Below are 13,923 nucleotides of genomic sequence, written 5' to 3'. Positions count from 1 at the left end.
AAAGATCACATTCTGATAACAATTTTCAGCGCTGGCTTAGATGTCATCCATATTTAACGTGCAAGTAACATTTATAAACAAGAATGATTGCTCTAGTTCAAATGATGGAAAAATAAGATGAAATTTTCGCAGTGGAGCCTTTTATTAAGTAGCTTGATAGCGTTACCCAGCATTGCAGATACCGACGTTTACCTAACGAATAACTCTGATCAACCGTTAACTATTCAAGTAAAACATGAAGGCAGTGATTTGCTTCAATACGGAGACGAGTGGCAACAACATGTGCAGGTACTTGGTCCGTGGGAAACTAAATCTGTATTAAGCTTCAACCGCTGGGAGGGCGTGAAATCAAATCAAACTTACCGTTTTGAAACTGTGGTTTCTAGCCCCGAAGGTGAAAGCATAACACTCAATCAAATAATGGAAGGCCATTGGTACAATTCGACCATTGAATACGGCTTATCCGCAGCCGATGTCGAGTTATCTCTCAAAGATGATCGTAACATTCATCGTGCCAACACTAACGCTTTTGGTACGAGAGAAACCGAACTGGCATTTAAGTCAGACAGTACCGCTCGATATGATGATCTTTACTACACCATCACGCCAAGCAAGGTAGCGGAGTCTGTCGACAACGAAGAACAAAACCTTAAGTTGATGACTTATAACATCTGGGCGTTGACGGCTATTGCATCGCACATTGGAGATCGTTACGAACTGATTCCTCAACATGTAAAAGGTTACGATGTTTTGGCGCTGCAAGAGGTGTTTGCCAGCGGCCGTGAAGCATTCTTACGTGAGTTAGCCAAGGAATATCCTTACCAAACAAAGATGTTAGATAAAGAAGGCGTTAATATTCATGATGGTGGCGTAATCATAGTTAGTCGCTACCCTATCGTGAATGAAGCGCAATATGTCTTTCCCGATTGCTCTGGTACAGACTGCTTTGCCGATAAAGGCGTAAATTATGCGGAAATAATTAAAGGTGGTCAGGCTTACCATGTGTTTGCTACCCATACCGCATCTTTCGATACAGACACCGCCCGTGAGTATCGTCAGCGCCAGTTCAAACAAATCCGCGCACTCGCCCAATCTCTTGACATTCCTTCGAGCGAAACTGTGGTATACAGCGGCGACTTTAACGTAAACAAAAGAAAGTTCCCTGGTGACTACCAACAAATGATCGCTAACTTAAGTGCCATAGAGCCTCACTACTCTGGTTACACGGAGTCAACCTTTGATCCCCGTATCAATAACTTCGCAGGTGAAGCGTTATCAGGTGGCGAAAACGTGGAATACCTTGACTATGTTATGGTGAGTAGTGAATACGGGGTGAAATCATTCAATGACAACCGTGTAGACGTGCCGCGCACAACCGCAGAGAGTTTATGGAAACACTATAACCTTTCTGACCATTTCCCAGTAAGCGCAACAATCAAGCCATGAAGAAAATCGCTTTGATAATCATGTCCGCCATTATGGCGGGCATGATATTTTTAACTTTCAGTCACGATGTTCAAAAAGAAGAGCTCGCTTCCTCTCCTTCCCCTAAGACAAAAAATCAGAGTGTCTCCAGTACATCACCACAAACAAGCAGCATCGTGCCCGATACAGATACTTCACCACAAACAGCTAAGCTCCCTTCCACAGTTCAAATAACGACTGAGCGATTAACTCAACTCAAAGGCAGGAAACTTGTCGCCCAACTTGAGACGTTTTGGCAAGAGTGTATGTTGAACCGTAGTTGTGAAGAGCAGGTCGCCTTGTTTGAGGCGCATTTATCTTCAGCTCGATTCCAGCTTTTGGCGAACTACCCTCAGCTCAGCAGCCAATGGCAAGAGAGTGTAGGAAATTTGTTATTTGATGAGCAGCAATCACTGGCGTCGCGTATTGCACAGCTGAAGAACGAAGCAAGACGCATCTGGGGAGAATTGGCTGATGTTGTTTTCGCGGATGAGTTCGCGCTGTACGATTTCAACTTAGAAGCCCAAAAGCTGGACACTCAAAGCCCAGATAACTTTTTGCGAGCTTTCGAGCAACTCACCATTGACTGGCAAGAACATGCAGGTGCTATCGGGCTAACAAGCGACCAGGAAAAATATGAGCGTGCGGTCACCCTGATTCCTAATAGTATAAGCCTACCAGATCGCTTGGCGCTCATCGCAGAGCTAGAACGAACTTACTTAACGAAAGAAGAAAGTAAAAACATTCATGCTCGTCAGCAGCAAATTACAGAGCAAAAAAAACGAGTCAAAGATTATCAACAAGCATTACAGCAACTTGAGTCCAAACTAAGAACGCAAAGAGCCTCTAGCCATTCACATTTGTCAGAACCGGAATGGCAAAGCTATTACCAACAAGAAGTCGCGGATTTTCGTCGTGAATTTTTTTCTTCTTAATAATGCGCTTTGACTGACTGGGAACTTAAAAAGGCACGTTGCTAACCAGCCGTCGTGCCTTATGTTCAACTCTCTACTTTTAATTCAGAACAAATTTAAACCAAATACATCTTTCACATCAAATAGCACTTTTTCGGTTTTCTCGCGAGAACGCTCACTACCTTGTTTTAAAATATCAATCAGCTGCGCTTTATCATTCAAATACATAGCGCGCTTTTCTCGAATAGGGCGAAGCATCTCTTGTAAGCATTCTTCTAACACTTTCTTGGTCAAACCATCACCTAATCCACCTCGTCGATAATGGTCTTTTAGCTGTTCGACATAATTTTTATCAGGATGAAAAGCATCGAGGTAGATGAATACAATATTCCCTTCGACTTGGCCAGGGTCCTCAATTTTCAGATGATTGGGATCGGTATACATAGATTTCACTGCCGCGGAAATCTCCTTTTCGGAGGCGCCTAAGTTGATTGCGTTCCCCATGCTTTTAGACATCTTATTTTTACCGTCAGTACTCGGCAAACGAGGTGCATCGCTAAGTAATGGACGGCATTCCCTAAGAACCTCTTTTCCACCCAGGTGGTTTATTTTTCTCACGATTTCATTAGTTTGCTCTAACATCGGCAGCTGGTCATCACCCACTGGTACTAGCGTCGCATGAAACCCCGTAATATCAGCAGCTTGAGAAATTGGATACGTTAAAAAGCCTGCGGGAATAGAGCGTTCAAAGCCTTTACTTTGAATCTCATTTTTAACCGTAGGGTTTCGCTCTAATCGTGCGATAGAAACAAGATTACTGTAATACATTGTCAACTCGGCTAACGCTGGAATTTGAGACTGCAACGTGATCGTCGTTTGAGCGGGGTTGATACCAACAGCCAAATAATCTGCAACGACATTGAGAATATTAGAGGATACCTTTGATGGGTTATGCGCGTTATCCGTCAGCCCTTGCATGTCCGCAACCAAGATCGTTTGCTCGTGCTCCGTTTGCAATTTGACTCGTTGTTGCAATGAACCAATATAGTGCCCGAGGTGTAATGGACCTGTTGCTCGATCTCCGGTAAGTATAATTTCACGCTGAGATGTATTTTTATGGCTATTCATATTTGTCTCCAAGTATTTAATAGATCGCTACTGGAGATAAAAAGATCAAACACTCTTAGCTACCATCCAGCAGCTTAAGAATGTAAGTATTCCGCGCCGCTCTATTTAGAGCGCCACCAAGAGAAGGTTGTTAATGAAGGGCGAACGTGTATTTTCATGTTTTTTAAACTAACAGCACACACCGCAGAACTCAATCTGTTTTGTACTGAATTAGTGTGAGTGTTCCAACAGCCAATTAAGAGGATTACATTGGTAAAGACATCGCAATGACCAAAACCGCACCAAATACCGAACCAGAGACAAACGCACACAGTACAGTTTTGTTGTGTTTCCTTTTCATTGATGAACTCCTATCCATAACTACGATGACCAGCCCTCACATCTAATACGCATGTGGATGCATCACGACAACGAGTTAACCAACATATCGCACGTAGGACCAGTACCGCTTTGTTAAATTGGGACCTCGTCCATAACTTGGAGTGTAAATGACTCCGGAACCTACAACAGAAGAAAATTTCATCACGTTACTGTCCTACCCTCCGGGTTTGTGGCTTAATAGGCAGCAGGAACACTTTTTTCTTTTACTGCGGATACTTACATGGAAGCTGTTTTACATCAGTTGCAATTCTCTTTGTCGATAACCGGACCTATCTGTTTGATGTTGGTACTTGGCGTTCTTTTTAAGCGCTTTGGTCTAATCAACGATAATTTTATCGAAGTAGGCTCTAAACTGGTGTTTCAAGTTACCTTGCCTGCAATGTTATTTGTCAGCATTGTGGCTTCAGAACACGACTTTTCCGCGGCAAGTGGATTCGTCAATTTCGGCGTCATCGCTAGTATTTCGTTTTTCATTTTCACCTACCTTTCCGTCAAACTTCTGTTCAAAGCGTCGCCTGACCAAGGCGTTCTCATCCAAGGTGGGTTCCGAGCAAATACAGGTATTATTGGTATCGCTTACGTTGCCAATGCGTATGGTTCTCAAGGTGTGGCGTTAGCGGCTCTCTATGTCGCGGTCACCACATTTATTTATAACGTCCAAGCGGTAATTTGCTTATCGCCCAAGGGGGCAACGTCTGCCTCGCAAGCAGCAAAGATGATGGGCCGAACACTGACTAGGAATCCGCTCATAATCTCCATTGTTCTAGGAATGGCTTTTTATTTACTCGCTATTCCAGTACCGAATGTGGTTATTGACGCAGGAGACTACTTGTCCAAAATGACATTGCCTTTGGCGCTGTTGTGTACGGGTGGCTCACTTGATTTTAGCTTGATGAGAAAAGAGAAAGGTCCATCTTGGTTTGCGAGCAGTTACAAGCTCATCGTAGCGCCAGTCATCATCACCATGGGAGCTTACTTAGTAGGATTTCGAGGAATTGAGCTAGGTATTCTTTTCTTTATGAACGCCTCTCCAGTCGCTGCTGCCAGCTATGTCATGGCGCGTTCCATGGGAGGCAATGCCACGTTAGCTGCAAATATCATCGCACTCACTACGGTGCTTTCTACCGTGACCTGTACGTTGGGCATCCTATTTCTTAAGTTCTACAACTTAATATAATTGGCCAGCGATAAAATAAAGACGCTAGACGGCATTGATGTCAGTTACTGGTCGTGATTCGCAAAAGTGAGCTTTCTTACCAGACGAAAAAATTCACTCGCTTCAGATTCCGACAAACAAGAAAAAAACTCTTTCTGTAAATTCGTCATGATTTGATGAACTTGCTTTAAAGCATTTGCCCCCTCTTTTGTCATGCTTAGCATTTTAAGGCGCTGATTCGATTTACTTTTAGAAACTTGAACAAACCCTCTCTTTTCCAGATTGTCCACCATCCGCTTTGCTACACTTCGCTCAGTTCGAACCGCATCAGCTAACGCTTGCTGGCTCATAGGCTGAAATTCTTCTAAAGCGGCCAGTGCACTTGCCATTTCTAGTGTCATCAAATTTTGCCGAGAGAGCTCAGCTTGGGCACGATTGCGGTACATGCGCTGCATCACACCACAAACAAACATAGGACTTTGATCCAAAACGGAAATTGGGGAAATTTTCTGATCTTTCATCGTCGTTTTTCTTCTTTAGGCTTTCATTCGGCCGAAAAGGCTGTGCTGATACTGCACACAACACGCCGTCTTTCAGGCTCGCGTCATAGACGGTAACCACCAAGTGAAAACATAAAATAAAGAGCGCCGAAGCGCCCTTTAATCGTGTTTATTATCACTAGTATAACTCAGTTAAAACAACCAAGTCCTACTCGCTTTGCTGAGTGGGTTTAGTGCTGGTCTCAGACAACTCTGCCTCCGACTCTTTTCTCGCACGTCGATCAAACAATCGCTCAACCACTACAAAGAAGATTGGGACGAAGAATATACCCAATATCGTGGCACTGATCATGCCACCAAGTACGCCGGTACCTACTGCGTTTTGACCTGCCGATCCCACACCTGAACTGATAGCAAGTGGTACCACACCCAAACCAAAAGCAAGCGATGTCATGATAATTGGGCGCAGACGAACACGAACGGCATGCAGGGTTGCTTCGATAAGCCCAGCGCCTTTCTCGTAGTAGTCCTTTGCAAACTCAACAATCAGAATGGCGTTTTTGGTTGCCAAGCCGACCGTCGTTAATAAGCTCACCTGGAAGAACACATCGTTATCCATACTGCGCGTCATTACCGCAAGCACAGCACCAAGCACACCAAGAGGAACAACTAACACCACGGCGAAAGGTACTGACCAACTTTCATACAAAGCGGCAAGAACTAAGAATACGACGAGGATAGATAGCGCATATAGCATTGGCGCTTGGTTTCCGGAAAGGCGCTCTTCATACGAAATACCATTCCAGTTCACCGTGAAACCTTCTGGTAGCTTTTCTACCATTGCTTCAATTTCTTTCATGGCTTCACCAGTACTTACACCAGGGGCTGCGCCGCCTTGAATGTTCATTGCTGGCAAACCATCAAAGCGCTGCAAAAGAGGAGAACCATAGGTCCACTCGCCACTCGCAAAAGCAGAGAAAGGCACCATCTCTCCTTTAGCGTTGCGTACGTACCATGAATCGAAGTCTTTTGGCTGCATGCGGTATTCCGCATCACTTTGCACCATCACTTTCTTCACACGACCGCGGTCAATATAATCGTTAATGTAAGCCCCGCCCCATGCAGCTGACAGGATTTGGTTTACGTCATTGATACTGACATCCAAAGCACGAAGTTTGACGTGGTCAATGTTCACTTTGTACATTGGCGCATCTGCCTGACCGTTTGGACGAACACCGACAAGTTTCGGGTTTTGTGCTGCCATGCCCAGAAGTTGCCCTTGAGCCGCAACTAATGCATCGTGCCCTTTATTCAACGAGTCTTGGAGATAGAAATCGAAACCTGTCGAGTTACCTAGCTCTTGAATCGCTGGAGGGGCGAACGCAAACACCAAAGCTTCTTTAATGGTAGAGAAGTACCCCATCGCTCGGCCCGTAATGGAAGCCGCATCAGCGCCAGACGCTTCACGCTCAGACCAATCTTTCAGGCCGATAAATGCCATCCCCATGTTTTGGCCTTGACCTGCGAAACTAAAGCCCGCAACAGAGAAGACGGATTTTACATTGTCTTTTTCGTCTACTAGGTAAAAGTCACGCATTTTCTCAAGTGTTTTTTCCGTCTGTTCTTGTGTTGAGTTAGGCGGCAAAATAGCCATTGAGAATACTGTGCCTTGGTCTTCATCTGGCAAAAATGACGTTGGAAGGTTCATAAATAACCAGCCAGCACCTGCACTCATTGCCAAAAATACAACCAACATGCGACCTGTGCGTTTTAGAAGTTTGGCAACGCCGGTTTCATAGCCTGCTGTCATCGCATCAAACTTGCGGTTAAACCAGCCAAAGAAGCCTTTCTTCTCTAGAAGCTCAGCATCGCCTTTTTTCAGCAACGTAGCGCACAATGCCGGAGTCAGAATTATCGCAACCAAAACGGAAAGCGTCATAGCCGCCACAATAGTTATCGAGAACTGACGGTAAATAACCCCGGTAGAACCAGACATAAACGCCATAGGGACGAATACCGCTGAAAGCGTCAACCCCACACCAATCAGGGCACCAGTGATCTGCCCCATCGATTTTTTGGTCGCTTCTTTGGGCTCTAAACCATCTTCATGCATCACACGCTCGACGTTTTCCACCACAACGATGGCATCATCCACCAGCAAACCGATAGCCAGAACCATCGCGAACATGGTTAACGTGTTTACGCTAAATCCAGTCGCGTACAAAATAGCGAAGGTTCCGAGCAACACGACAGGCACTGCGATCGTTGGAATGATCGTCGCACGGAAGTTCTGCAAGAACAGGTACATGATTAAGAACACAAGAAGAATAGCTTCTAATAGCGTTTTAACCACTTCTTGAATCGAGGCTTTGACGAATGGTGTTGTTTCAAATGGGTAAGCAATCTGCAACCCTTCTGGGAACGTTGCACTCAGTTGTTCTAAGCGCTCTTTTACCGCATTGGCTGTCTCAAGCGCGTTTGCGCCAGTACCTAATGAAATACCTAACCCCGATGCTGGGAAGCCATTATATTGGCCTCGAATATCATAACTTTCTGCACCACGCTCAACGCGAGCTACATCTTTCAAATAAACATTCGAACCACTGGCGTCGGACTTAAGAATGATGTCTTGGAACTCTTCTACACTGCTCAAACGACTTGCAGAAGAAATCGTAGCATTCAACAACTGACCCTCCTGCGCAGGTGCCGCACCAAGTTGACCTGAAGAAACTTGCGCGTTCTGTTCACTGATTGCATTTGCTACGTCGATCGCGGTCAAGTTGAATTGCGTAAGCTTAAATGGATCCAGCCAAACTCGCATCGCATACTGCGCACCAAACGCCTGCACTTGTCCTACGCCAGTTACACGACTTATCGGGTCTTGAATATTCGTTACAACAAAGTCGCCGATATCGTTTTCTGTAAAGTCAGGATCTTCAGAATAAACTGCGACAACCATGAGAAATGCCGTATTGGATTTATTGACGACAATACCTTGGTTTTGTACCTCCATCGGCAATGAAGTCAATGCCAATTGCAGTTTGTTCTGCACCTGTACTTGCGCGATATCAGGATCAGCTTCGCTATCAAACGTCAGGGTAATTGTCGCATTACCAAATGCATCACTGCTCGATGATAGGTAGCGAAGGTAATCTAATCCTGTCATGTTTTGCTCGATAACCTGCGTTACCGAGTCTTCAACGGTTTTTGCTGATGCACCTGGATAGCGAGCACTGATGGTGATCGTCGTCGGTGAAATCGTTGGGTATTGCGAGACGGGTAAATTGAATAATGACATTACCCCCGCCAACATCGTTAGAATCGCGAGAACCCAAGCAAATACCGGACGATCGATAAAAAATCGTGCCATGATTACTCCTGTTCACCGTTTTGGATAGTTACCGAACTGCCTGGCCCTACCTTTTGTAAACCGGCGGTAATGACTTTATCACCCGCGTTCAAACCATCAATAATGCGCCATTGGCTATTGATCGCTTCGGCAGTCTTCACTGGTTTCGCTTCCACTTTGTTCTCGCCATTAACCGTCATCACTGTCGCTTTACCTGTCGCATCACGAGATACCGTATTTTGTGGTATTAGAATCGCATCAGGGTCGACACCAGTAATGACCGTCGCACGAACAAACATTCCAGGTAGCAACAAACCGTCAGGGTTTGGGAATTCGGCACGAAGCGTCACGCTGCCCGTACTTTCGTTCACATTGACCTCAGTAAATTTCATTGCGCCTTTGTGTTCGTAAGTGCTGCCATCTTCAAGCATCAATGTAACTTGCGCAGAGTCATCTTCTTGCATATGGCCTTGGGAGAGTGATGCTTTCAAACGCAGCAGTTGCGCGGATGATTGCACAATATCAACATTGATAGGGTCAAGCTGCTGAATGGTCGCTAATTTGGCAGCTTGGTTAGCCGTAACCAACGCACCCGCTGTCACACTCGATTTACCGATCACCCCGCTAATCGGAGCTTTGACTTGCGTATAATCTAAGTTGATTTTTGCTGTGTTGATCTTGGCTTTTGCGACTAGGACCTGCGCTTTCGCTTCTTTGTATGCCGCTTCTGCTTCATCCAAGTCTTGTTGGCTGATGGATTTTTTGGTGATCAAGGTTCTGTAACGCTTCACCGTGGCATAGGTCGACTCTGCCGCAGCTTGCGCACGAATTAATTCCGCTTCAGCGCTCAGCAAATCCGCCTGAAATGATGAATCATCAATTTGATATAGCGACTGTCCTTGTTCAACAAGGCCACCTTCAACAAAATTTCGCTCCGAAATAATGCCAGTGACTTGCGGACGAACTTCTGCTTCTTTGAATGCTCTGCTACGACCCGGCAACTCTACTGTCAATGCTTGGCGCGTTGGCTGCACTGTTAACACTTCTACTTCGGTTACGGGCGCAGGCCCCCCACCTTGGCTCGATCCTTCTTCGCTAGGTTGACATCCAACCACAAAAAGGCTCGACGCAATCAGCAGAGATAGCGTGGTTTTACGTCTCATGAATTTTTCTCTCTTATCTACCGACAAGCCTTCAAGATTCCTTATTAAAAGCTTCTAGAATGACTTAATAATGACTAATGGATGTATATCCAGAACAAATTAATTAGGATGATAAATACCCAGTGTTGTACATACAACAAAATTTACAGTTCTATACGCTTACGAAAAACGTTTATGGTAAAGGTGTTATGAAGTTCTCAAATTTGAAGATTTTGGGTTGGAAATCACATTTTCCTGTGTGCAATTGCAATGGTTAAAAAGCAGCAAAAGTGATGATAAAAGCATCATCACGCTGTACAGAGTTTGTTACCGCTGTCTAGGGTTATTTGCCCACTCTGGTATACGAACTAAAGTGAGAAAGGAATGTAAATATAGTCGAAATTTCACAAGTCAGGTTCGCCACTTATCTAAAAAATAACCCGCTAAGAAGCGGGTTATTTCGTCAGTGAGATTGCTGTTCTCAAGCTTATACTTTGAACTGACTGACCTGATGATCTAAACGTTGAGTTTGCTCTGACAACATGGCTAAAGAAGCTTGCGCTTGGTTTACGATTTCCACAATTGAAGTGCTACTGTCTGCAATGCCTTGTACGTTGCTATTTACTTCGTCACTTACTGTACTTTGCTGGCTCGCAGCCGTTGCAATGTGTGTATTCATCTCGTTCATACGTGAAATCGCGTTCAAGATTTCAGAAAGGGATTCACTCGCTCGGCCAGCGGACTTGATCGTTTCATCACTGCTATTTTGGCTACCGCGCATCACTTCTACAGCTTGTCCTGCACCAGATTGTAGCTTTTCAATCATGGTTTGGATTTCTCCCGTACTCTGTTGCGTACGACTGGCTAAAGAACGAACCTCGTCCGCTACCACAGCAAAGCCTCGCCCTTGCTCTCCAGCGCGAGCCGCTTCAATGGCTGCGTTAAGCGCTAATAAGTTTGTTTGCTCGGCAATACCACGAATTACATCCAGTACGGACGCAATGTTACTCACATCATGATCCAATGTGTTAATGACGTGGCTTGCGCTTTCGATTTCACTTGCGAGGCTACGAATTGAGCTAACCGTTTGATCCAAAATAACATTGGTATTGGTAAGTTCATCATTCGCTGTTTGGCTCGCAACCGCAGCTTCGTTAGCGCTATCGCTTACATTTCTGCTGGTGACTTGCATTTCATGCACTGCCGCCGCTACCGCCTCGCTATCTTTTTGCTGAGAAACGGTCGAGTTCGCGATGGTCGTGGTCAACGAGCTAAGATTTGCCATTTCGTTACGTAAGGTATTTGAGCTTTCAATTACCTGAGCGACTGTCATTTGAATTTTGGACACAAACTGGTTAAATGCGTCTGCTAAATTGCCAATTTCGTCTTGTGTTTTTACATCGATTCGCTGACTTAGATCACCTTCACCGGACGCAATTTCTGTCATCGCATTTTTAATATCATTGATAGGCTTCACAACCGTTTGTAACAACAAAAAAGCCATCGCGATAGCGGCAAAAATAACAATCACAATGCCAGCCTCAAGAATGAGTTCTGCTCTTGTTGCAGCCGCTGATATTTCGTCCTTCAATTGGCTTTGCTTTTCTTCTATTGCATCTTTTACAACGTTAAGCTGCGCTCTAACCTCGATAAATTGGTCTTCAAAGGTATGTTTGTGCTCATTGTAGTAACCACGCCATTGAGATTGAGGTAAACGTAGCATCGCCTCATAACTTGCTAACCATTTTTCACCCAAAGAGACAAGCGTTCGAACTTCATTACCATGTGTAGAAGGCGTCACACCGGCTTGCGATAGCTCAATCATTTGTTCCATACGCGGCAGCGCTTTGTATGCGTTGTCTTTGTATTCACCGATGTGGTGATCAATATCGGTTTGAGTATCAGAAAGAGCAACACCTTGGATTGCAGATGTAGCTTGGTAAAGATCGCGGTAAGCATCCTCAATCGTTAATAAGTTCGGCACGATCTGTTCGTTGAGTGTCTCACTCAATTCAGATTGCTTCCAACCTGTCATAACGTTTAATACAGAGCTCACAATAAACAATCCAATAATCAATGACAGCGGAATCACTATCTTCTGCTTGATCGTTAAGTTCTGGAACATGAATAGACTCTCTTTATTTATGGTATACAAACTGCCGAAAATTATATCAAACAAATAGAGTATACTATTAGGTAAAATAGACTATTCAACATGAAATCTAATGACTTTTTGACAAGGGTTCTAATTTCAACAATTAGTTGATTTTATAGAAAATTTAACAAATAGATCTTTTCAAAATATGCAAATTAAAATGCTCTTTCAAAACGAAAAATATGTAACAGAAAGTGAATTAAAAGGGACCACATTTTGAAGAATAGATCGAATCAATGATTTACTGAGAACACATACAAAACACAGTTCTTGGATTGAGCACCACCGCGGAATATGCAAAGGTCCGAACATTTCTTCTAAAGCTCAAAAAAACCATTGTTTATCTGACGTGTTTAAGGGTACTCCTTTATGATGTTAGTCGTGATGTTGGCAGACAGGATGCTTACAAGTTTTCGAAGTTAACCAGTAGCACAGTGAACGATTCAGATTTTCTTGAGCGCCAAGGCAATAAAAAAGTTTGCTATTTTCCTCTCAAGAGACGCATTAAAGAAAATAATGCAACCTAGTCACAAAGTCTTGCTACATCTTCAGAAAAGAATGATGTTGCTAAACAAATCTGGTGCAGCATACACATTGAAGCTAAACTCGTTTAAGGAACTTTTTCATATCAATATGAGAAAACATAGATTTCTCAAAGTTACATCAACCATTCAACGATTAAACTAATGTTAGCGTACCGGTACGTCCGAAAACTCCATGCATGAACCATTTAAAAGAGCCAAAATGTTCCAACCCAACTTCGCCTCAGTGGAGTGGCGAGTCGTTTCGCTCGCTCTCCTACTCTCTCTACCTCATACTGCTCATGCGGATCCACTAGATAAGGAAATTAGCAACCTTCTTCAACAACGTTTTTCTATCGCGGTGTTGCTGTCCGATACTGACGCAATTGCGTTTGGTATTGGCGACTTTGATCCGAATGCATTATTTGATACCGCCAACCCAGAGTTCGGGACTGACGAGTCAATCAATGAACGTCGAAGCAAATCCGTATATGTTCTCCCTTACACGACTAACTTTGACATAGAGGGCAGCGAGGATTTACATGAGCTGTCGTTTAAGGCATTTACGATACAAACAGAGAATGATCTCAAACTATTCGGCACAAGTAAGGATCTTCTCAAGGAAAGGACATACGGTGCATCGATTGGTTATGGGTATCTATACAAAGCAAGTGAAAACGTCACCCTTAGCACCAGAACGACGACTCACCTTATGCGTTATGAAAACTCATTCTCTACCGATAATAAACTTTCCTCCATCATTGGAAGAATCCTAGACGGCCGTGCCGTTAACGTTTCAGCATGGGCGGCAATAGTTCAACCATCCATTAAAGCCAAATACACGTCTCCCACAAGTTGGGGGAAATGGCATGCCAGTTCGACATTGAATTCATTCATTGGGCACAGCTGGGGAAGCGCAAATAACGGCAATATAGGCAACCCTAAAGGTTGGTACCTATCTAATGAAATCACCGGTTACTACAATATTTATCACGGTGAGCAAGCTTTATTTACTGGGATTAAAAGAGTCGACCTTTCGCATGATTTAAGCGATGAACTGGGAAGTCCGCATTACTACGAAGCTTCTATAGGATGGCTATTTTATGCACCAAAGCCCTTTGATTGGTTGGACAATTTCGGCATAGGCGTTAACTTCAACTACGGCTCGACTCTCAGAGGTGGCAGCATTCAACTTTACTACAACAAACAATAA

General features: G+C 44.2%; 9 protein-coding genes. 4 read left to right on the top strand and 5 right to left on the bottom strand.

What is annotated here, in order from left to right:
- Window positions 1-117: 117 nt before the first annotated feature.
- A complete protein-coding gene (locus tag R7P72_RS09690; RefSeq protein WP_047100810.1) occupies window positions 118-1,446 on the top strand; it encodes a sphingomyelin phosphodiesterase in 1,329 nt (442 codons plus the stop codon).
- Window positions 1,443-2,399: a hypothetical protein gene (locus R7P72_RS09685; protein ID WP_054575121.1), complete on the top strand. Its 957-nt coding sequence runs from the start codon at window positions 1,443-1,445 to the stop codon at window positions 2,397-2,399. The genes R7P72_RS09690 and R7P72_RS09685 overlap by 4 nt, the downstream gene beginning before the upstream one ends.
- A gap of 84 nt (window positions 2,400-2,483) precedes the next feature.
- Here R7P72_RS09685 and trpS read toward each other — a convergent pair whose 3' ends face one another.
- Window positions 2,484-3,506, bottom strand: a complete 1,023-nt coding sequence (trpS, locus tag R7P72_RS09680; protein ID WP_025766897.1) for a tryptophan--tRNA ligase — start codon at window positions 3,504-3,506, stop codon at window positions 2,484-2,486.
- Between the two features lie 601 nt (window positions 3,507-4,107).
- Between trpS and R7P72_RS09675 the strand changes: the two genes are divergently transcribed.
- Complete coding sequence (locus R7P72_RS09675) at window positions 4,108-5,064, top strand: AEC family transporter (protein WP_005388415.1); 957 nt, start codon at window positions 4,108-4,110, stop codon at window positions 5,062-5,064.
- Window positions 5,065-5,108: 44 nt separating this feature from the next.
- Here R7P72_RS09675 and R7P72_RS09670 read toward each other — a convergent pair whose 3' ends face one another.
- From R7P72_RS09670 to R7P72_RS09655, 4 genes are all read right to left on the bottom strand, one after another.
- Window positions 5,109-5,564 (bottom strand): MarR family winged helix-turn-helix transcriptional regulator, encoded by a 456-nt coding sequence (locus R7P72_RS09670; protein ID WP_017635039.1) that lies wholly within the window; start codon window positions 5,562-5,564, stop codon window positions 5,109-5,111.
- A 187-nt stretch (window positions 5,565-5,751) separates the two neighbouring features.
- A complete protein-coding gene (locus tag R7P72_RS09665; RefSeq protein ID WP_132936549.1) occupies window positions 5,752-8,913 on the bottom strand; it encodes an efflux RND transporter permease subunit in 3,162 nt (1,053 codons plus the stop codon).
- Between the two features lie 2 nt (window positions 8,914-8,915).
- A complete protein-coding gene (locus R7P72_RS09660) occupies window positions 8,916-10,055 on the bottom strand; it encodes an efflux RND transporter periplasmic adaptor subunit (protein WP_213907075.1) in 1,140 nt (379 codons plus the stop codon).
- Window positions 10,056-10,521: 466 nt separating this feature from the next.
- Window positions 10,522-12,159: a methyl-accepting chemotaxis protein gene (locus R7P72_RS09655; protein WP_054700793.1), complete on the bottom strand. Its 1,638-nt coding sequence runs from the start codon at window positions 12,157-12,159 to the stop codon at window positions 10,522-10,524.
- Window positions 12,160-12,933: 774 nt separating this feature from the next.
- On the opposite strand from R7P72_RS09655, the gene R7P72_RS09650 reads away from it, so the two are divergent.
- Window positions 12,934-13,923, top strand: coding sequence for a Solitary outer membrane autotransporter beta-barrel domain (locus tag R7P72_RS09650; RefSeq protein ID WP_005388404.1), 990 nt, complete (start codon window positions 12,934-12,936; stop codon window positions 13,921-13,923).

Source organism: Vibrio sp. Vb0888, from assembly GCF_033338835.1.
Classification (GTDB): Bacteria; Pseudomonadota; Gammaproteobacteria; order Enterobacterales; family Vibrionaceae; genus Vibrio; species Vibrio alginolyticus.
The sequence above is the reverse complement of the archived record's forward strand: the minus strand, read 5'-3'. Positions and strand labels throughout refer to the sequence as shown.

Excerpts from the sequence above, each read along its gene's own strand:
- R7P72_RS09660 (WP_213907075.1), bottom strand. The coding sequence starts at position 10,055 with ATGAGACGTAAAACCACGCTATCTCTGCTGATTGCGTCGAGCCTTTTT.
- R7P72_RS09665 (WP_132936549.1), bottom strand. The coding sequence starts at position 8,913 with ATGGCACGATTTTTTATCGATCGTCCGGTATTTGCTTGGGTTCTCGCG.
- R7P72_RS09690 (WP_047100810.1), top strand. The coding sequence starts at position 118 with ATGAAATTTTCGCAGTGGAGCCTTTTATTAAGTAGCTTGATAGCGTTA.
- R7P72_RS09670 (WP_017635039.1), bottom strand. The coding sequence starts at position 5,564 with ATGAAAGATCAGAAAATTTCCCCAATTTCCGTTTTGGATCAAAGTCCT.
- trpS (WP_025766897.1), bottom strand. The coding sequence starts at position 3,506 with ATGAATAGCCATAAAAATACATCTCAGCGTGAAATTATACTTACCGGA.
- R7P72_RS09685 (WP_054575121.1), top strand. The coding sequence starts at position 1,443 with ATGAAGAAAATCGCTTTGATAATCATGTCCGCCATTATGGCGGGCATG.
- R7P72_RS09650 (WP_005388404.1), top strand. The coding sequence starts at position 12,934 with ATGTTCCAACCCAACTTCGCCTCAGTGGAGTGGCGAGTCGTTTCGCTC.
- R7P72_RS09675 (WP_005388415.1), top strand. The coding sequence starts at position 4,108 with ATGGAAGCTGTTTTACATCAGTTGCAATTCTCTTTGTCGATAACCGGA.
- R7P72_RS09655 (WP_054700793.1), bottom strand. The coding sequence starts at position 12,159 with ATGTTCCAGAACTTAACGATCAAGCAGAAGATAGTGATTCCGCTGTCA.